Here is an 18,086-nt window from a genome sequence, read left to right as displayed (position 1 = left end):
ACTTAATTCTTGCTTGCTTCTTGCTTGATTCTCGTGCTCATGGGCCTCATGAGCGCGGGCGGTTTCCACGATCCGGATCTGCTCAGTTGCTCGCCTACTCAGATGCGCGATCCGCTTTAATCGATATCAGTCAGATCATCGGACGTGAGCTGCTTCAAACCGGACTCGACTCCGATGAGCTTTGCCTTTCCGTCTTCGATGAAGAAGATCATACGTCCGCCAGCATCCTCACCGGACTTGTTTGTGACCTCTGCCATGTAGAAACCGGTGATCTTCTCTTCTTTGAATACGTCGTTGAATTCCTTGTTCGTGAACTTACGCTCGACCTTTAGAACCGATTCGAGGTCGTAGACTTCACCGATCTTCGGGTTATTAGCTTCGAAATAATTTGCCGCACCCTTGAAGTCGTCGCCGATGCCCAATTCGTTCTCAAGGGAATCCTTGCGGTCGTCGTAAGCATTGTCACGGAGCCATTCTTCAGCTTTCTGGTCGTCCTTGATCTTCAGAAATTCCTTAGCGGTGGACTTCACTTTCTGCTCTTCGTTGCCCACGTTGGAAACCAAACTGATCAGTCCCCAGATGAGTCCGACAACAAGCAGCGTCGCGATGACCGTACCGAGAATTACCGACTTCGACGAGCTCTGAAATTCATTTTTCGTCTTCGACGTCAGGTCCCCAAACTTTGCCTTGGCCTGGCCAGCTTTCGACGGACCTTCCTGCCCCGGCTGGCCCGGCTGGCCCTGGCTCTGCTGGCCCGGCTGGAACCCCTGCTGCATGTGTCCGTACTGCCCCGGCTGGCCCTGGTTCTGCTGAACCTGCTGGCCTTGCTGACCGTACTGTTCTTGCCCACCAAACTGACCCTGCTGCGGGTAGCCCTGCTGGCCATAGGCGCTGTGTCCGTACTGGCCCTGCTGCTGGCTGTACTGATCCTGGCTGTACTGATCCTGGTTGTACTGGCCCTGCTGCTGGCGGTGGAGGTCCTGGCTATACTGATCCTGGCTGTACTGGCCCTGGCTGTACTGGTTCTGGTCGTACTGGCTGTACTGGTCCTGGCCGGGGTGGTTCTGGTCGTACTGGCTGTACTGATCCTGGCCGGGGTGGTCTTGGGCATGCTGGGGGCCGTCTTGCTGGAATCGCACCGACGTTGAGCCGGATGACTCCGCCGCGGTGGAGGTGCCCTGAGTGTCGGCAGGCTGCGGCTGGGCGGGCTGCGGCTGGGCTTGGGCCTGAACGGAATGCGGGATCGTCGCATTAGCCAGGGACCGTAGTTCTGAGACAGTGATTTCGGGGTCTGAAGGCCCAGAAAGCTTGGCGTCGTACAAGTGGCGGCGGCCTGGATCCCCAAGAATCTTCCGCGCGATCTGCAGCTCTTCCAGCCCACCCTCGTTGTCCATTTGGCCGGTGGCGATCCGTTGGTCTATCTCGCTGGCCAGGGCCGTTGTGTCCTTGGAACGGTCGAGTCGAAGTGAGTTGTACAAATCATAGTGTGCCATGCTTGATCGGTCCTTCATCGAAAGTATGAACAAGCTGTGCAAAGACAGCTATCGGTACGTTAGTCTAAGGTACGAAACACGTTGGGTGCATGATTTTGTACGAAGGGGGCCGTGCTGTGAGCGCACCACCACCAGGACAACCATCCGGACCACCATCAGGTGGCGCCTACCACGACTGGGAAGAGCTCAACCGCCGTTACAGCGGCAACCGTACGGAACCCTCCGCGCAGCCAACCAATCACGGCCACGGGACTGAGCACAATTTCGAACCGGGCGCCACCGCCGGCTACGGCACGCAGCAGGACAACGCCGCGGAATCAACCGACGCCGCTGGTACGCAAACCCGCGGAAACTCCCAGGGCCGGGTGGGGGCAAAAGGGGTGGAGGGGGGACCGTCGATAAGCAAAAAAGTGCTCCTGCCAGTGATCGCGGTGCTTGCCGCGCTGGCGCTTGTGGCGGTGGGGCTTGCGGTGTGGCGTGGGCAAAGTAGCGCGGACTCGCCGCTGGGCTGGGACGACGAGCGGGTGGAACGCTACTTCGAAAACGACAAGCTTGTCACCTGCCAGCTTGGGCAAGACTTTTACACCCCGACGGGCTACCCGGTGGGCACAGGGCACTCGCCGGAGCTGTGCATCATGAGCCGTGAGACCACCTTGGGGATGCTCGGCGCGTTCATCAGCATCGATTGGGAGGACGCGCTGCCGCTCAACGATCTTGTGCCTGCCAAAGGCGAAGGGCTCAGCGGGTGGCGCGAAACCGAAGACCCCGTGTCTTACGTAGCGGACCCGATCCCGAATGCGGAAGAGCGCGGACTCTACTGCATGATGCGCTCAGAGGACCTCGCCCTGGAGAAGCTCTCCCTGTGGGCCAACGCACCGTGCGAGGCCCTGCACCCGCTGGCGCAGCAATTCACCAACCTCGCGCAGCAGTACAAGCACGCCTCGGGCAACGGCGACGCCACGTACGTCCAGGTCCGCAAACAGGACACGATTGCTTTAGAAACCAGCCCCTACCAGCGCGCACGCGGCGAGGCGAAGAACATCGGCGAGCCCATCGATGTGGACGACCCGACATGGAAGGGCACCACCGCGTCCGTCGACGCGGTTGAGCACACCGGGGACGACGGCGACCGGGGTTACTGCGTCGACGTCACCTTCACCCTCGGCGAGGCCCCAGACCCAGACTCAGAGCAGGACACCGTAGACGTGCCCAACTTTGTCACCATCTTCCCCAACGGCCAGGTCCATCCGCTGACCCAGAAGAATTTGCTCGAGCCATTAGAACCCGGCGTACCCCAGACGGAGCAGTACTGCGGCGCTGGCTTCACCAGCTACCTCCCCGTCGAGCTCCTAATCGGCGCGACCGACAGCGCAGGCGAGGTCACTCATTTTTGGCTCCGCGAGTTCGACCCCAGCGATGTCAGTCTCGAAGGGGAGGTTAGCGAGGGGCTCGATACGCCGTAGGGCGCGGGGCGGCCGCCACGTACGCTAATCGAGGGGCCCAAACTCCGACTGCTTGTCCAGCGCCCACAAGGCGGGCTCAGTGCCGATGGAGCCCTGGTGCACGCTGAGCCACATCAGGTCAACAAACGCCTTGCGCAACTGCGGGTCTTTGATGGCGGCGTACATGCGGTCGAGGGACTCGGGGTCCTCACGCGTTGCGTCCGGCGGGGCCACGGAGAAGTAGTACTTCATCGTGATCCCCTTGGCATCGGGCAACGCCTCGGTGAGAATTTTCGCGGCCTCAATCCGCAGGCTGCTTTCGTGGGTACGGATCATGCGCACGGCCTCCAGCATGGGGCGCGCGTGGTCTTCAATCGGGTACGCGGTCTCGCCTAAGTCCGTGATGAGTACGTTCACGGCGGCCTCCCCGACCTCGTCCGCGGCGGACGTGACCCACACGTCGTCGAAGAAGTTGTGGGCGGCCATCACGATCGCGCCCTCCGTCTCCAGGGGGTCAAGCACCTGCACGCCGAACTCAAGCGCAGTGTGCAGCACCATCTGTCCGGGCCGAATGAAGGGCACTAGCTTAACGACGGTCTCCTCCACCCCAACAGGCCCCACCACCACCAGGTCAACCTGGGTGATATCACCGGGTTGCTGAATCGGAACGACCGTGTGACCGGCTTGTTCAAAACGTTTGTCAAGGAATCCTCCGAAAATGCCTACCCGGAGCCGTGGTCCTGGCATTGCCTAGTTTCCTTTGCTGCGCGCGATCAGGTCCGCGACCGAGACCGATTGGCCCCCTCGCTCATCAGCACGACGACGCCCTCGACCACCTTCGTACCTCGACTGCTGCTCAGCCTGCTCAGCCTGCGCCGCTTCACGTTCCGCCTGCTCGCGGGCCTGACGCTCCCGCTCCGCACGCTCCAGCTCTGCCTGCTCGCGGGCCTGGCGCTCCTGCTCCGCACGCTCCTGCTCCGCCTGCTCGCGGGCCTGGCGCTCCCGCTCCGCACGTTCACGTAGCTCACGCTGTTCACGCTCGGCGCGTTCGCGGCGCTCATCTTCCTCACGGCGGAAGCGTTCGCGGCGCTCGATCTCCTCGCGCTTCTCGCGTTCGGCGCGCTCCGCTTTCTCGCGCTCAAGTTCAGCTTGGCGTTCGCGGATCAAATCGGACAGAGGATTGTGTCCATCCGGCGCCCGGTGTGACCCCACTCGACCGGCGACTACATCGTTGGACGGTGCGCCTTGGGGCCTGCGGTCTTTGGATCGGAACACGGAGCTACCTTCCTGGTCACGGTCAGATGCAGCGTTCGGCGCGCTGCTGGATGCGCTGGTTGCTGTGCTGCTCGGCGCGCTGCTGGATGTGCTGTCTGCTGTGCTGCTCGGCGCGCTGCTGGATGTGCTGTCTGCGCTGTTGGATGTGCTGGACGTTGTCCAATCAGTCTTTGAAGCGTCACGACGTGGGGTGCGCTCATTGGGCGCAACGACCAACGCATTGAGTGCGTCCTCTTCGGCGCTGTCCCGCACGATGTCGATTTTGGTCGTGTCGTCCTCCGCACCTGCGTAGCGGGGTTTGACCGTGCGCATTGGGGTAGCGGATGCCTCGGAGGTCTTCGGGACCGCCGGCTGGGCAGGCTGAGCGGGGGCGGATTGGGCGGGCTGGGTCGGCTGGGCGGGCTGAGCAGGGGCAGGCTGCGCGGGGGCGGGCTGAGCGGGTTGGGCGGTTTGGGTGGGCTGGGCCTCAAGCTCGCGGACGCGGCGGGCCTCGGCTTGAAGTGCAACGCGCTGTTCGTCGAACGCCTGGCCGGACAATTCTTCGAGGCGTGCGCGTAGGGCGAGGAGTTCCTCGCGGATCTCACGGAGAAGTTCCTGGTCAGCAGGGGAAGGGCTCCCCTGGCTGGTGCGTTCCAGCTCTTTTGCTACGTGGTCGGCGTCGTTGCGGGCGCGCTCTGCTTCGAGTTCGGCCTCGTACGCGCGCTGCTGCAGTTCCAGCTCGGTGACCGCCTGGTCACGGTCGTGCTTCAAGCGCCCGACCAGCATGATCCCCACCACAGACGCCCACAGTGCCGCGAGTAGAGCCAGCTGCAGCCACATTGCAGAATTGGTGAACAGCATTATCACTGTGGCCACCAGCGCCAAGACGACCAGCACTACCATCCACGCCTGCCCACTCTTGCCAGTCTCCTGGCGTGCGCCTTGTCGGGCCCCGTGCTTGTTACCGTGCTCGGCAAGGTAGTCCGCGGAGTGGTCCGCGGGGTGCTCGACGGGGTTTTCTGCAGTCATGCACTACACCTTAGCTTGAGGGTTAACCTTTCGGGAGCTTTCACCCGCTCGCGTCAGGCAGTAGGTTCGCCCTCGGTAGGTGGGGTGACCTCACACGACTTTTCTAAAAACAGCGCAGCCGCGGTCAGCGCCACGGCCCCAACGGCACCAGCAATCGCGCCCGGCAGATCAGCACCAGCAGCGTCAAGCGAGCTGATCTTCGGGACGATCCACACCAGCAAACCCACGTACAAGCCGCCAAAGATCGCGCCGGCCCACGCGCATGCCTGCGCCGTCGCAAGGTAATTTGCCACCATCATCGGGTTGAGCTGGGACCTATCCAACCCCACGCGACCTTGCTCACGCCTTCGCTTCACGACGAAAGCCAGGAACACACACAACACCGCCATAAACCACAACGGCAAGGAGTACATGAACGTCACAGTGTTGAGCACCCCGTAGAAGCGACGCAGCAGGATCAAAGCAGCTGCGGCGAAGAAACCGGCAACGGCGATGAGCGCTGTGATGGACGTGCGGGACATGCGCGGCCCGAGCCGCGGCTCGGGCCGCGGGTCGGGTTGTGGGTCGCGATGCGGGTCGCGTTGTGGCTCAGGCTGTGGGTGGCGGGACGGGGTCATTGCGCGTCCTCCCCGAGCGCCTGGACGCCGGCGACATCAGCTGGATCGAGTTCGCAGAGAAGCTGCGAAATGGGCACGCCGTCCAGTGTGGCTTCAGGGTTGACTTCGGCCCACGGCACCAAGACGAATGCTCGATCCTTGGCGCGAGGATGAGGGACGGTGAGGTCGGGGGTGGAGATGGTGAGGGGGTGGTCGTCGATAAGTAATGCGACGATGTCCACGTCGAGTGTGCGCGGGCCCCAGCGCGTGACGCGCACGCGCTCGGCAGCTGCTTCGAGGCGCTGGCACCGCGCGAGGAGCTCGACTGGCGTCTCGGTGACCTCGACGATGAGGATCTGGTTGAGGAAATCGTCCTGGTCAACCCCACCCCACGGCGGCGTGGCGTAGAGGCGGGAGACAGCTATGAGTTCCCCCGCGAATTCCTCGCGCACACTGGCGAGATGGGCGCGGGAATCACCGATGTTCGAGCCTGTGGATAGCACTGCGCGCATCAGGCTAAGCCTCCCGCGAGCCGCGGACCGGGTGGATGAAGGAAGCGGTCTTGCGAGACCGGCGCGCGACCACTGCGACGTCGTCGAGCACCACGCCCACGGGCGCGTGCGGCTTGTGTACGGTGACCTCAATGGCGTGGAGCTGAGCAAAGCTCGCCATTGCGCGTTCGGCGATTTCCGCGGCGACTGTCTCGATGAGCTGACGTGGCTGCCCACCCGCGACGTCCACCGCGAGGTGCGCGAGCTCCGCGTAATTGATCGTCGCTGTCAGGTCGTCGTTCGCCGCCGCCTCCGAGCAATCGAGCCACGCGGTGATGTCCACGATGAACGGCTGGCCGTACTCGCCCTCATGCGGCAGCACCCCGTGCTTACCGTGGACGCGGATGCCCGTGAGTTCAATGCGATCCGCCATGGCCTAGCCCGCTCCCCCACTCGCCCAGCGCGAGGCCACATCGACGGCATCGCGGGAGACGGCAACCTCATGGACGCGCACGCCCCACGCCTGAAGGTGCGCGGAAATCGCAGTGACGGCTGCTGTCGCAGGGTCGGCTGAGATGGGGTCCGCGTCCACCCCACGGTCGGCGCGAATCGCGGTGAGGAATCGCTTGCGCGACGCCCCCACCAGCACCGGGTGCGGGCCGGCGATGAAATCCGGCAGAGCGTTGAGAAGCGCCCAGTTTTCCTCGGCCGTCTTGGCAAAGCCCAGGCCTGGGTCCACCACGATCTGCTCCGGCGCAACCCCCGCGCGGATCGCGTTATCCGCCAGTCGGCTAAGCGTGTCGCGCACGTCAGCCACGACGTCCCCGCCGTGATCCGCGCTGCCCGCCGCGTCACCGAACTTGTCGGTGCGCCAGTGCATGAGGCACACCGGCAGGCCGGTCTGCGCCATCACGGCGTACATCGCCGGGTCCGCCAAGCCCCCGGAGACATCGTTGATCATGCTCACGCCAGCCTCAGCCGCGGCGGCAGCGGTGGCGGCACGCATCGTGTCCACGGAAGTGACGATCCCCTCCGCGCTCAGCGCCTCAATCACGGGCCGCACACGCTGGGCTTCCACCTCCGCGGGCACGCGCGTGGCACCAGGCCGCGTGGATTCCGCGCCAACGTCGATCATGTCCGCACCCTGCGCCACGAGCTGTTGCGCGTGCGCAATCGCGGCGTCCGGGTCGAGCCACTTCCCGCCGTCGGAGAACGAGTCCTCCGTGACGTTGAGGATCCCCATCACCATGGTGCGCCCAGGCGTGGTCAGGTCGGCCACAGTTGTCGGTGCCATTATTACCCCCTAATCAGGCTCAGAACTTCGGCGCGTGACGCCGCGTTGCGCTTAAACCCGCCGCGTACAGCGGAGGTTGTCGTCACAGCGCCCGGCTTACGGATGCCACGCATGGCCATGCAAAGATGCTCACACTCAATCACCACGATGACTGATTGAGCATGCAGCTTATCGACGAGAGCATCGGCAATCTGCGACGTCAACCTCTCCTGCACCTGGGGACGGCGGGCGTACATGTCCGCGAGCCGAGCCAGTTTGGACAAGCCGGTGACTTTGCCGTCGGGGCCTGGAATGTAGCCAATGTGCGCCACGCCGTAGAACGGCACAAGGTGGTGCTCGCAGGTGGAATAGATGGGTACGTCACGGACCAAGACGAGCTCTTGGTGGTTTTCCGCGAACGTCTTCTCCAACACATCCGTGGGGTCCGTGTGCAGACCAGCAAAGACCTCTTCATAGGCCCGAGCCACGCGGGCAGGGGTTTCCTTCAAGCCTTCACGGTCCGGGTCTTCGCCCACGGCGAAGAGTAGTTCGCGTACCGCTGCCTCGGCGCGTTCCCGGTCAAAACCCGGATTGTGTTGGTTCGCGGCTGCTACCTCTGGCGCGTCTGCCGCCGCTGCTGCGTTAGGCGCAGCGCCGTTGGGTTCTGCTTGTTTAGTCATTGCGCTGCTCCCATTCGTAGCGTTGATCCGGCTCCGCGACCTCAGTCGCGTCTTTCTCCGGTGCCTCTGAAGTAGATTCGCCCGGTGTGTCCGGCGAGTTCCAGGAATCCTTCCACTCGTGATCTGGACGCTCGTTCTCAGGAAGCCGGAAACCTGTCAGCTGCTCCCCGCCGGGCACCTGCTGCGGCGTCTGGGTGGGTGCGGGCTGCGGCACCTGTTGCGGCGCCTGCTGGGCGCGCCCGTCGCCGGTGTACGTCCAGTCAGCCGGGGGCTGCGGGCCACCGTAGCGCGGCATGGATTCGCCTTGGGCGGACTGCGCATCCTGCGGCGTGTGGCCCGGGGCGCTTGCATCCTGCGGGCGGTTGCCGTGTCCCGGGCGCCACTTCGACGAGCCCGACGACCCGCCGTACCGGCCCTCAAGTTCCGCCTGCTTGGCGGCTTGCCTGCGCGCGCGGGCCTGCTGAGATGCCTCGAGCAGGGAGAACTTCTTCGGCGGTTCCTCGCCGCGCTCTTCGGCGAGCTCGACGGGGGTCTTCACCGGCTCGCGGCCTTCTTGGCGCGGGAAGCGGGAATCAACGATCGGCAGGCCAGCCGACTGCGGTTCGATATCGCCGAAAATGACTTCGAGGTCCGGACGACGCAGCGTCTCCTTCTCCAGCAACTTGGAAGCAAGGACGTCAAGGTAGTCGCGGTGCTGCGCAAGAACGTCGTAGGCGCGTGCGTGGGCTTCGTCGATAAGCTTGTGCACTTCCTCGTCGATCTTCTCAGCGATCGCAGGCGAGTAGTCCAAGCTCCCGCCGCTCATTGCGCGCGCGAAGGGGTCGCCGTCCTCATCGCCGTACTTGACGGTGCCCAGGGAGGAAGACATGCCGTATTCCATCACCATGCCGCGCGCGATCTTCGTGGCTTGCTCAATGTCCGCGCTTGCACCAGTGGTGGGCTCACCGAAAACCAGTTCCTCGGCGGCGCGGCCACCCATGGCGAAGACAAGGCGGGCAAACAGCTCGTCGCGGTTGTACATTCCCTTGTCATCCTCCGCGGCGGTCATGGCGTGGCCGCCGGTGCGACCGCGGGCAAGAATGGTGACCTTGTAGACGCGCTCGATGTCTTTGAGCGCCCATGCCGCGAGCGTGTGGCCACCCTCGTGGTAAGCAGTGACCTTCTTTTCCTTCTCTGAAATCACCTTGGATGAGCGACGAGGCCCGCCAATAACGCGGTCCGTTGCCTCCTCCAGCGCATCCGCGGTGATCACGTTGCCGCCCACGCGGGCGGTGAGCAACGCCGCCTCGTTGACCACGTTGGCCAAGTCCGCACCGCTCATTCCCGCGGTGCGCTTGGCCAAGGCATCCAGGTTGACATCAGGCCCCAACGGCTTGCCCTTGGCGTGGACTTTGAGGATCTGGGCGCGGCCAGCCAAGTCCGGGTTGGTCACCGGGATCTGCCTGTCAAAGCGGCCCGGGCGTAAAAGCGCCGGGTCCAGGATGTCCGGCCGGTTGGTCGCAGCGATCAGGATCACGCCTTCGCGGTCACCGAAGCCGTCCATTTCCACGAGCAGCTGGTTCAACGTCTGCTCGCGCTCATCGTGGCCACCGCCCGTACCGGAGCCACGCTGGCGGCCAACAGCGTCGATCTCATCGACGAAGATGATGCACGGACTGTTCTCCCGCGCCTGCTTGAACAGGTCGCGCACACGGGAGGCACCCACACCGACGAACATTTCCACGAAGTCCGAACCGGAAATGGAGTAAAACGGCACACCAGCCTCGCCGGCGACCGCGCGGGCGAGCAGCGTTTTACCAGTTCCCGGCGGGCCATACAGCAGCACGCCGCGCGGGATCTTCGCGCCCAGCTTCTCGTAGATCTCCGGGTCTTGGAGGAAATCCTTGATCTCCTGGAGTTCGTCCACCGCTTCATCCGCACCAGCGACATCAGCAAACGTGTTGGTCGGCATGTCCTTCGTCAGCTGCTTCGCCCGCGAGCCGCCGATTCCAAACATCCCGCCGCCGGTCTGCATCCGCGACATGAAGAAGAAAATCAGGCCGAAGATGATCAGCATCGGCAGCATGAAGCCCAGCATGGACAACAGGAACGACTCCTGCGTCACCTTCGTGGTGTAGGACTCCGTCTTGGAATCCTGCACAGCCTTAAACACCGCATCCGTCGATCGCGCCGGATACTGCGCCATGACTTCTTCGACGCCTTCACGCTCTTCGTACTTGATCGGCTTCTTCAGCGTCAGTCGGATACGCTGCTCACGGTCGTCGATCTGCGCTTCTTTAACGTTGTCCTCGCTCAGCTGCTTCAGCGCTACAGACGTATCCACTTGGGTGTAGCTACGTGTGTCATCGCCAATCAACGTCACCAAATACAGCATGATCAGCGCAATCGCGCCGATCACGCCGTAGCGCACGATGTTCTTATTTTTCATGGAGTCCTTTGTTGGGGCGGGCTGCGGTATTCGAATAGACCAACGCGCAATGCGACAGACCTATTTCCTAGCCCCCGACTTAAAAACCCCACAACAAACACGGGGCTGCCGGAAGCATTTCTAGCTATTACAGCCTACTGGGTTGCTCCCTGGGCCCTAATCGGCGCCGATCGGCAGCGCCACCCCCTCCGTCGTCAAGCGTGCGCTGCGTTCTAAATTTCCACGGACTCCGGGCCCTGCTCGCGCACGGGCACGGGTTCATCCTCTCCCGCGTCCGAGTACACACGCGGGTGCAGCGTCCCCACGTACGGCAGGTCACGGTAGCGTTCCGCGTAATCAAGCCCGTAACCAATGACGAATTCGTTGGGGATGTCAAAGCCCACGTCAAGCAAATCAATCTGTGCCCGCTGCACCTCTGGCTTACGCAGCAGCGTCAACACATTGAGGCTCTTTGGCTGGCGGCCTTTGAGGTTCTTCAACAGCCACGACAGCGTCAGACCTGAGTCAATGATGTCCTCGACCACCAGCACGTCACGGCCGGAGATCTCTTTGTCCAAGTCCTTCAAGATGCGCACGACACCCGAACTCGTCGTGGAGTTTCCGTAACTGGACACCGCCATGAACTCCACCTGCGCCGGGATGGACAACGCCCGCGCGAAGTCAGTGAGAAAGTACACCGCGCCCTTTAAAACGCACACGAGGATCAGGTCATCCTCACCGCCCGAGTACAGGTCAGAGACCTTCGCAGCCATTTCTTTAATGCGCGCCTGCAGCACGTCCTCGGGGATCAAAACCGCCTCTACGTCATTGCCGTAGCGGTGGTCAGGGACGTCGAAATTCTTCTCGCTGACAAGCTTGGTGTCTTCAGCCATGTGTCCAGTGTGCCATCGACTGCGCGCCACAACCACCGCTTTCGTGTCCGCACTTTCGGGTGTGCGTTTTTAGTCCCACTCCATAAACATGCGCACGGCGCAATATATTGGAAGAGTAACCACCATCGAAGAAAGGTTCCCCATGCGCACGCGCCTTTTCGCCGCCGCCGTCGCGGCCGCCACGGCACTCACTTTGAGCCCCGCCGTCGCCTCCGCTGCCCCAGCCCCCGTCACCGACGTGGAAATCAATGTTCCAGTTTCCAACTCCGTCGCCTTTGATGTCACGTTCGACGGTGGCGCTGCGCAGAACGTGGGCCTCCCCGAGCTGAGAAAACTCCGCGGCCAAATGTGGGATCTCAACCCCTACTTCACCCTCGGCACAAGCAACCCTGAGGGGTACCACCTGCGCGACGTTGCGGAATCATTTGGCTTAACGACGAAAGAAGCCTACGCCAACGCTGCCCACCTCGATCACGGTTTGACCCGCATCGCCGTTCAACGCGCCGCTGAACACGGCGCGGTGTCTATCCAGCCGCACGTGCGCCCGGACGGAACGTCTGCTTTCACCGCCACGTACCGTAATTCCTCTGCCAGCGGGGGTGAATCCTTGGCCTCTGGCAGGAACCTCAAGGATTCTGTTTCTAAAGGCTGGGGCCACGGCGAACTGCTAGCGCTTAATGCCTCCCGCGGGGTGTGGAACTACTCCAACGGCCACCTGCACCAGATGCTCAATCCTTCTAACCGGTACTACGGCTTCGGTGAGGTCTACGTTCCGTGGACTGTTCACCGCGTCCACACCAGTGCACAGGCCAGCAAGACACCTCTTGGTGGCCAGCCGTTAGCCGAAGGCACACAACGCACCTGGCTCTACCGCGCACCGAAGCCGGGCGAAGCACCCACGGGATACAAGCAGGGCACACCCGGTGAGCTGAATCCGCTGGCAACCCCAGCCGGTGCCGCGGGCAGTTCGAAGGCATGGAATACCATCGCCATCATCCTCAGCGTGCTCTCCGTATTGAGCTTCCTCGCTCGGTTCATCCCGCAGATCGCCCCCCAGCTTGGGGCATTGCTGCCGCGTTAAAAGAAGTTAAAAGAAGGTACAAGAAAGAGTCCGGAACCTTTTCCACATTCCGCGCATTTCACTTCTGTAGATCGGCTTCACGCACCGCTACACCCGCAGCTCCTGCTGGACTGAGCACCACTACACAATCTTTAAAAATACGGTTTTCTGCACTGCCCTGAAAGGTTTACCATGCGCCGCACACTACTAGCAGCAACAGTCGCAACATCCCTCGCGCTGTCCCTTGCACCCGCCCCAGCCCTCGCCGCTCCTGCGCCGTTCACTGGCGTGGAGATGAACGTCTCCACGAATAACGTCGTCGCCATTGACGCGACGTTCGACGCTGCAGCTGCACAAAATGTGGGCCTCCCAGCGTTAAAGCAACTACGTGGTGAGATGTGGGATAAAAACCCGTACTACAACTACGACAAGAAGGCAGGGGCAACGCGTTTGCAAGACGTCGCCCGCGCCAACGGACTCACCACTAAAGAGGCCTACGTCAATGCGGTCTCGATCGATCCGGGTCTCACCCGAATTGCTATCCAACGCGCCGCTGAGCAGCACGGCACTCCGAATCTTGACCACGTTCGACCCGGCGGGTACTCAACATGGTCGGCAAAGGTGAATGGTAAGCAAAGCTGGGGTGAGTCACTTGCAGCAGGAACCACACTGAAAACCAGCATCTCGAGCCAGTGGGGTCACGGCGAGCTGGCGGATCTGAACGCCGCACGCGGCGGATGGAACACGGACAATGGCCACCTCCACCAAATGCTGAATCCTAAGCACCGTTACTACGGCTTCGGCGAAGTAAGCCTCCCAATTGGCTACCGCATTTACACATCAGCCCAGTCGTCAGATACTCCAATCGGTGGACAGCCCTTACCTGGTGGAAAACAACGCATCTGGCTCTACCGCGCCGCGAACAACGGCGAAACCCCAACTGGGGTGAAATCCGGCTCTCCGACACCGAGCACTACGCCGAAGCCCACACCCAAGCCGAGCCCGACGACAACACCGACGCCGAAGCCAACGCCTAAGCCGAGCCCGACGCCAACACCGACGCCGAAGCCAACGCCCAAGCCGACTCCGAAGCCGACGCCAAGCGCTACGCCTAAGCCGAGCCCCACGCCGACGAGCACCCCTCTGAAACCAGCGCCGCAGACGACGGACAACCCCGCGCCGTCCACCCCGATTGAGGGCTTGTCTTCCGACCCGCAGAAGATCGTAGGAATCGTCATTGCAATTCTGATGATCCTCGGTGCCCTTGGTGGTTTCCTGCAGGGCACGCTGCCGCGCTAGGTGGAATGCAGGTGGAGCTGGCCGTCGATACGCATGACGACCGCCCCCTGACGCAACGTGACTGGGCCTTGGCCGTGCCAGTTCGTGCACAAGCGCTCGATGTCGCTGAGCTGCGAGCCCGTCACGGTGATTCCTTCGGCCCGAAGCCACGCGAGTAATCGGCGACGGCGAACGGGAGCGGGGTCGGCGGCCAGTGACGCGCAGTCGGTGGTGGGGCTGACGTCAATCAGCAGGTCAAGTAACTCGCGATCCGCCACGATGCGGCTGGCCGCTGCAGCGAGTGCGGGCACAGCATCGCCCCCGATGAGTTCGCTCAACTGGGGTACAACCTGCTTCCGCACCGCCACCCGCCGAAACGATGGGTCCTGGTTCATCGGGTCGTGCCACGGCTCAAGGCCGAGCTCATCACAGGCGCCGACGGTGTCCGCGCGGCGGATGCCCAGGAATGGACGCACCAACCGGGGTGCGCTGTGAACATCCCAGCCGCTATGCAGCCCACCGATGCCCGCGGCAGGAACCTCCCCAATAGAAGCCATCGCAGCCGGATTTCCACGTAGTGCCCCAAGGAGCAGTGTTTCGGCGTGGTCGTCCATAGTGTGCGCGACCCAGATATCGCGAGCTGCCGGAGGTGGTGTGGCGGTGCGCGCCTCGGCGGTGTGCTGTGTGGCCGCGCGGGCTAGCGCTTCGTACCGTGCTGTGCGAGCGAGGGCTTCCAGGCTCTCCCCCGGCGCGGCAGGAACCTCGACAGCAATGACTTCCGCTGGGACGCCTAACCGTTCTGCCTGTTCACACGCATGTTGCGCCACTTCTCCTGACCCGGGCTGGAGACCATGATCGATGACCACGGCGCGCACGTCTTTTCCTTCCGCGGCGGCGGCGGCCAGGAGCGCCAAGGAATCCGGTCCGCCAGAAAGACCGATGATGGCGGGGTGGGTAAGGGGGCGCACCGATCGTCGACAAGCGAGAAAATGTGGCGAACGCCGCGGCCAAAAAGGTTCGGGTGAGCGAAGCGTGTCATTTACCTGCTGCATGGGCGCACACCGAACTAGAAATCGCGCAGGGTGGAGGCAAAGCGATCCAGCGCGGCGCGGGCGGTCTCAATGTCGCTGTCGTTGGAGATCGCGGCGAAGGTGTACACGTTGCCCGCGCGCGACGTCACCGTGCCCACCAGCGCGGAAGTGCCGGTGAGCGTGCCAGTCTTGGCGCGCACCCAGCCCTTGCCAGGCAGGTCCCCGTACCGCTTCACCAGCGTGCCATCGCCGCCCGCCACGGCCAGGGTGTCCAGTACTGGGCGGAGATCCTCGGATTGGGTTGCGCGCAATAAGACGTCGTCAAGAAGCTTCGGCGGGATTAAGTCCTCAGTGGATAAGCCGCAGCTGTCTTTGAGCGTCACGCCACTGAGGTCAAAACCCGCCTCACGCAGCACGTCCAGCGTCGCCTGCGGGGCGGTGGCGCCCTTGCCGTCGTGCTGTCGGGCCCGCGCGATCTCACGGCCGATGGCTTCGGCCATCACGTTGTCAGAGTCCTTCATCATCTCCCGCAGGCGCTCATGCAGCGGCGGGGACTCCACCGTGCCAACCACGCGTGCCCCGGTCGGCGCATCACGCAGTTCCACGGACTTCGGGTCCACGCCCAGCCGAACCGCCAACGCACGCCCCACGTCCAACGCTGGGGTGTGGCTGCGCGGTTCATCGCCGTGCGTTGCCCCGCCGAGACGCGCCCCGTAGACCATGACCGGTTCCATCGGCGCGATGTAGCCCGCGTCGATGTCTTCCGGGTCCCAGCCCGGCATCATCGTCGGCTCTTGCCAGGCAGAAGTGTCCACGTACACGGCGTTGACAGACCCGTGGTCACGCACCTGCGCGGCAAGCTCATCGAGCTTTTCCGGCGTCAGCCACACATCGCCGCGCGCGATAATCGTTGCGGCTTCACCGTCGACCACGACCTCAGTGTTCACCACATCGTCCCGCTCCAGAGTCAGCGTCGCGGCCGCCGCGGTAAGCAGCTTCGTCGCGCTCGCCGGGCGCAGCGGCGAGGTCGAATCCTGGTCAAAGATCGTCTCGCCCGTCACCCCGTTGCTCACACGCACGTGCAAGCGCCCCACATCCTCGTGCGCGGCCTGCTTGCTTAACGACGCCCGCAGCGCCTCCACATCTATCTGCTGTGGGGATGCGTCGACAAGCGGAAAAGGCTCTGGCGACGCCATCTGATAGGGCTCGGCAACGACCAACGAATCGCGCTCGTGCTGCACCGCGATCCCCACGCCCGCGGTCGCGACGACTGCGGTGGCCGCCACCGCGCCTACTACCCACTGCCAGATTTTCATCGGCCTCTACCCTAGTCCCTCCGCCCTAGTCCCAAATCAGTCCCTGATCATGAACTGATTTGAGAGACTACTTTTCAGCCCCCTCAAACGACTCCGCGCTAGGATGGTCCCGATACGTAAACCAATCGAAGGAGCATCAGTGTCCGTCAACGTCATCATCGAAATTTCCAAGGGCTCGCGCAACAAGTACGAGGTCGACCACGAAACCGGCCGCCTCTTCCTGGACCGCTACCTGTTCACGTCCATGGCGTACCCGCTTGACTACGGTTACATTGACAACACCCTTGGTGATGACGGCGACCCGCTCGACGCACTGGTGATCTGCCCGGAGCCCATCGTGCCCGGCGCGATTGTCAAGGCCCGCCCGGTTGGCGTGTTCAAGATGACCGATGAGGCTGGCGGCGACGACAAGCTCATCTGCGTCCTCGACGACGTGCGCTACGACAACTACCAGGACATCGCGGACGTGAACAAGTTCACCCTCGATGAGATTGAGCACTTCTTTGTCCACTACAAGGACCTCGAGCCCAACAAGGAAGTCACGGGTTCCGGCTGGGGCGACAAGGCTGAGGCACAGGAAATCCTCGACCGCGCGCTTGAGCAGTTCAAGGGCTAAGCACGCTTCCGCGCTCCCCCAGCCAGGGGGCGTGGTGGCTGATAGGGTGCTGGCATGACCGTCGTAAAGCACGCTGCCCTTCGTTCACAAACCGCGCGGCTCTCCGTAGCCGCTGCTACGTCAATCGCCTTGGTAGTAGGTGCCGCTGCCCCAGCGCACGCTGTGCCGGAGCAGTCCACCGGCGTGGAGACGAACCACCCAGCTACCGCCCTGATCGGGCAGAAGGTGAGCTTTGACTACGCCTCCGCGAAAGAGGGCCTCGAGGAACTTCGCAGGCTCCGCGCCGAGATGTGGGACAAAAACCCGACGATCAAGATGCGTATCCTGGTCGACAATTACCCCGAGGATGTTCGCGGCACCGTTCAGGAACTCGCCGCGAATGCTGATCTGAAGTCGAAGGAAGACTACGTTAACGCCGCTGTCCTTGATGGTGGTTACGTACAGATGGCCGTCCAGCTTTCTGCGGAACAACCGAAGCCAGGCACCCAGGGAACCACCCGCCCGTTCAATTCGAAATGTGAATTGGCGGGCCCTGGAGCGGGCGCATCGCAATGCCAGGGAACCTCAACCGCAACCGTCGGCGGGGTTGCCAGCGACGGCGCCATCATTAGCACCAGCACCTACTCCGAAATTGCATCTGGGCTGATCGCTACAGGCATCAAGGACAACACAGTCGTTTCGCACAATCTTGCCCAATTGCTCAACCCCTACAACACCCGCTTCGGGTTCGCGTCGGTGAAAGTCAATTACGGCACCAACGACACCGACACGATTTCCGCGATCACGTACGGGACTGAGAAGACCACTGTCGATTACAGCACGTTCAAGCCTGGGCAGCGCGACACGACGATTTACCGCGCCGCTCGCAGCTTCCAACTCGGCAGCGGCCCCAAGGATGAGGCCGCGACCGGCTACACGACACCGGCCTTCGACCCCACCGCCTCTCCCGTCACGGGCACCGGCAACACCGGCAATACCGACAACACCGGTGACACCGGCGGCACATCCCCCGGCACCGGCAACACCGGCGGCTCGGGTGACGGCGAGAAGCTGACCCCCGGCGCAATCGCAGGAATCATCGTTGCCGTGCTCGCGGTGCTGGGTATCGGCGGCTGGGTAGCCCAGAACTGGCCGATGATTGCAAAGATGCTCCGGCTCTAGCCCAGCGTGGGCCGACGCTTGCCCGACGAGCCGACGACGGAGCGGAAACGGGCCGTCTCCCAAGCA

The 18,086-nt window shown here is 63.0% G+C and carries 17 protein-coding genes; 5 read left to right on the top strand and 12 right to left on the bottom strand.

What is annotated here, in order from left to right:
• Nucleotides 1–116 precede the first annotated feature (116 nt).
• Nucleotides 117–1,493, bottom strand: coding sequence for a hypothetical protein (locus CAQUA_RS01910; protein WP_196824747.1), 1,377 nt, complete (start codon nucleotides 1,491–1,493; stop codon nucleotides 117–119).
• A gap of 116 nt (nucleotides 1,494–1,609) precedes the next feature.
• Between CAQUA_RS01910 and CAQUA_RS01905 the strand changes: the two genes are divergently transcribed.
• Complete coding sequence (locus CAQUA_RS01905; protein WP_196824748.1) at nucleotides 1,610–2,956, top strand: hypothetical protein; 1,347 nt, start codon at nucleotides 1,610–1,612, stop codon at nucleotides 2,954–2,956.
• 24 nt (nucleotides 2,957–2,980) lie between these two features.
• Here CAQUA_RS01905 and CAQUA_RS01900 read toward each other — a convergent pair whose 3' ends face one another.
• From CAQUA_RS01900 to hpt, 9 genes are all read right to left on the bottom strand, one after another.
• Entirely contained in the window at nucleotides 2,981–3,682 is a 702-nt protein-coding gene (locus tag CAQUA_RS01900) for a hypothetical protein (protein ID WP_196824749.1), read from the bottom strand.
• A 3-nt stretch (nucleotides 3,683–3,685) separates the two neighbouring features.
• On the bottom strand, nucleotides 3,686–5,218 hold the full coding sequence (locus CAQUA_RS01895; RefSeq protein WP_196824750.1) for a DUF6779 domain-containing protein: 1,533 nt from the start codon (nucleotides 5,216–5,218) through the stop codon (nucleotides 3,686–3,688).
• Between the two features lie 53 nt (nucleotides 5,219–5,271).
• On the bottom strand, nucleotides 5,272–5,835 hold the full coding sequence (locus tag CAQUA_RS01890; RefSeq protein WP_331273448.1) for a DUF3180 domain-containing protein: 564 nt from the start codon (nucleotides 5,833–5,835) through the stop codon (nucleotides 5,272–5,274).
• Complete coding sequence (gene folK / locus CAQUA_RS01885; protein WP_196824751.1) at nucleotides 5,832–6,326, bottom strand: 2-amino-4-hydroxy-6-hydroxymethyldihydropteridine diphosphokinase; 495 nt, start codon at nucleotides 6,324–6,326, stop codon at nucleotides 5,832–5,834. Before folK ends, CAQUA_RS01890 begins: the two co-directional genes overlap by 4 nt.
• A gap of 4 nt (nucleotides 6,327–6,330) precedes the next feature.
• On the bottom strand, nucleotides 6,331–6,738 hold the full coding sequence (folB, locus tag CAQUA_RS01880; protein WP_196824752.1) for a dihydroneopterin aldolase: 408 nt from the start codon (nucleotides 6,736–6,738) through the stop codon (nucleotides 6,331–6,333).
• A gap of 3 nt (nucleotides 6,739–6,741) precedes the next feature.
• Nucleotides 6,742–7,599, bottom strand: coding sequence for a dihydropteroate synthase (gene folP, locus CAQUA_RS01875; RefSeq protein ID WP_196824753.1), 858 nt, complete (start codon nucleotides 7,597–7,599; stop codon nucleotides 6,742–6,744).
• Nucleotides 7,600–7,601: 2 nt separating this feature from the next.
• Nucleotides 7,602–8,258 carry a GTP cyclohydrolase I FolE gene (gene folE, locus CAQUA_RS01870; protein WP_231375467.1) on the bottom strand — a complete coding sequence of 219 codons (657 nt, stop codon included), beginning with the start codon at nucleotides 8,256–8,258 and terminating at the stop codon, nucleotides 7,602–7,604.
• Nucleotides 8,251–10,686: an ATP-dependent zinc metalloprotease FtsH gene (gene ftsH, locus CAQUA_RS01865; RefSeq protein ID WP_196824754.1), complete on the bottom strand. Its 2,436-nt coding sequence runs from the start codon at nucleotides 10,684–10,686 to the stop codon at nucleotides 8,251–8,253. The genes folE and ftsH overlap by 8 nt, the downstream gene beginning before the upstream one ends.
• A 212-nt stretch (nucleotides 10,687–10,898) precedes the next feature.
• Nucleotides 10,899–11,558: a hypoxanthine phosphoribosyltransferase gene (gene hpt, locus CAQUA_RS01860; RefSeq protein ID WP_196824755.1), complete on the bottom strand. Its 660-nt coding sequence runs from the start codon at nucleotides 11,556–11,558 to the stop codon at nucleotides 10,899–10,901.
• A gap of 142 nt (nucleotides 11,559–11,700) precedes the next feature.
• Here hpt and CAQUA_RS01855 point away from each other — a divergent pair, with 142 nt between their 5' ends.
• Both CAQUA_RS01855 and CAQUA_RS01850 read left to right on the top strand, forming a co-directional pair.
• Nucleotides 11,701–12,639, top strand: coding sequence for a CAP domain-containing protein (locus CAQUA_RS01855; protein ID WP_196824756.1), 939 nt, complete (start codon nucleotides 11,701–11,703; stop codon nucleotides 12,637–12,639).
• Between the two features lie 171 nt (nucleotides 12,640–12,810).
• Nucleotides 12,811–13,917 (top strand): CAP domain-containing protein, encoded by a 1,107-nt coding sequence (locus tag CAQUA_RS01850; RefSeq protein WP_196824757.1) that lies wholly within the window; start codon nucleotides 12,811–12,813, stop codon nucleotides 13,915–13,917.
• Here CAQUA_RS01850 and tilS read toward each other — a convergent pair.
• Both tilS and dacB read right to left on the bottom strand, forming a co-directional pair.
• Nucleotides 13,914–14,948 (bottom strand): tRNA lysidine(34) synthetase TilS, encoded by a 1,035-nt coding sequence (tilS, locus tag CAQUA_RS01845; protein ID WP_196824758.1) that lies wholly within the window; start codon nucleotides 14,946–14,948, stop codon nucleotides 13,914–13,916. The genes CAQUA_RS01850 and tilS overlap by 4 nt on opposite strands.
• Before the next feature lie 14 nt (nucleotides 14,949–14,962).
• Entirely contained in the window at nucleotides 14,963–16,243 is a 1,281-nt protein-coding gene (gene dacB, locus CAQUA_RS01840; RefSeq protein ID WP_196824759.1) for a D-alanyl-D-alanine carboxypeptidase/D-alanyl-D-alanine endopeptidase, read from the bottom strand.
• A gap of 139 nt (nucleotides 16,244–16,382) precedes the next feature.
• Here dacB and CAQUA_RS01835 point away from each other — a divergent pair, with 139 nt between their 5' ends.
• Together CAQUA_RS01835 and CAQUA_RS01830 are read left to right on the top strand one after the other, a co-directional pair.
• Nucleotides 16,383–16,859: an inorganic diphosphatase gene (locus tag CAQUA_RS01835; protein WP_196824760.1), complete on the top strand. Its 477-nt coding sequence runs from the start codon at nucleotides 16,383–16,385 to the stop codon at nucleotides 16,857–16,859.
• 54 nt (nucleotides 16,860–16,913) lie between these two features.
• The gene (locus CAQUA_RS01830; RefSeq protein ID WP_196824761.1) at nucleotides 16,914–18,020 is read left to right on the top strand and encodes a hypothetical protein; all 1,107 of its coding nucleotides are present in this window, start codon (nucleotides 16,914–16,916) and stop codon (nucleotides 18,018–18,020) included.
• The last annotated feature ends 66 nt before the right edge of the window (nucleotides 18,021–18,086 follow it).

It is taken from the genome of Corynebacterium aquatimens (assembly GCF_030408395.1).
Lineage (GTDB): Bacteria > Actinomycetota > Actinomycetes > Mycobacteriales > Mycobacteriaceae > Corynebacterium > Corynebacterium aquatimens.
The sequence above is the reverse complement of the archived record's forward strand: the minus strand, read 5'-3'. Positions and strand labels throughout refer to the sequence as shown.